Here is a 1,365-nt window from a genome sequence, read left to right as displayed (position 1 = left end):
GAGGACTGCGGGCCGAGGCCGAGCGCGGCCTGCTCGATTTCGTCACCATCGAGGACGGCCTCGGCCCGCAGTCCTCCCACTTCCTGGACCCGGACGAGCGCACCGACCAGGTCCGCGGCCGGCTCGACGCCGTCCTGATCGCCTCCCGGATCGCCCCGCTGTCCCGCCGCATAGGCCTCGTCCCGACCGTGGTGGCCACCCACACCGAGCCGTTCCACATCTCCAAGGCCGTCGCCACCCTCGACCACGTCAGCTCCGGCCGGGCGGGCCTGCGCGTCCAGATCACCGCCCGCCCCACCGAGGCCGCCCACTTCGGCCGCCGTACCCTTCCCCGCATCGAGGCCTACGACGCCCCGGCCACCCGCGAACTGGTGGCCGACCTCTTCGACGAGGCGGGCGACCACGTCGAGGTCGTGCGCCGCCTCTGGGACAGCTGGGAGGACGACGCGGAGATCCGTGACGTCGGCACCGGGCGTTTCATCGACCGCGACAAGCTGCACTACATCGACTTCGAGGGCCGCCACTTCAGCGTCAAGGGCCCCTCCATCACCCCCCGCCCGCCGCAGGGCCAGCCCCTGGTGACCGCCCTCGCGCACGACACCGTCCCCTACCGCCTGGTGGCCCGCGCCGCCGACGTCGGCTACACCACCCCGCACGACGCCGGACAGGCCCGCGCGATCCTCACCGAGATCCGCGCCGAACAGGAGGCGGCGGGCCGCGCCGAGGAGCGGCTGCACGTCTTCGCCGACCTGGTGGTCCTCCTCGACGACGACCCGGCCGAGGCCGCCGCCCGCCGCGACCGCCTCGACACCCTCGCCGGCGAGGAGTACCGCAGCGACGCCCGGATCTTCGCCGGCACGCCAGTGCAACTCGCGGATCTGCTGCAGGAGTTGGCGCAGGAGGGGCTGACCGGCTTCCGGCTGCGCCCCGCCGTCGTGGGCCACGACCTGCCGGCCATCACCCGCGGTCTCGTCCCCGAGCTCCAGCGCCGCGGCGCCTTCCGCCGCGCCTACGAGGCCGACACCCTGCGCGCCCTGCTCGGCCTGCCCCGCCCCGCCAACCGTTACGCCGCCTGAGCCGGAGGGGACCCGACATGACCAAGAGCAAGCCCCAGAAGCAGATCCACCTCGCCGCCCACTTCCCCGGCGTCAACAACACCACCGTGTGGAGCGACCCGCGGGCCGGCAGCCACATCGACTTCAGCTCCTTCGTCCACTTCGCGAAGACCGCCGAACGCGCCAAGTTCGACTTCCTGTTCCTCGCCGAAGGACTCCGGCTCCGCGAACAGGGCGGCCACATCTACGACCTGGACGTCGTCGGCCGCCCCGACACCTTCACCGTCCTCGCCGCACTCGCCGCCGTCAC

1 protein-coding gene and 1 pseudogene are annotated in these 1,365 nt (G+C 73.1%); both read left to right on the top strand.

Features of this window, described 5'->3' with window-relative positions; translation table 11 throughout:
• A partial coding sequence (locus BZL64_RS38050) for an LLM class flavin-dependent oxidoreductase (protein ID WP_107430434.1) occupies positions 1-1,076 on the top strand: 1,076 nt, incomplete at its 5' end.
• 17 nt (positions 1,077-1,093) lie between these two features.
• Positions 1,094-1,365, top strand: a pseudogene (locus BZL64_RS38045) (F420-dependent methylene-tetrahydromethanopterin reductase); the annotation flags it as partial.

The sequence above is a fragment of the Streptomyces bobili genome (assembly GCF_002154575.1).
In the GTDB taxonomy this organism is placed as follows: domain Bacteria; phylum Actinomycetota; class Actinomycetes; order Streptomycetales; family Streptomycetaceae; genus Streptomyces; species Streptomyces bobili.
Note: the sequence above shows the minus strand (reverse complement) of the source record. Positions and strands in the feature narration are given on the sequence as shown.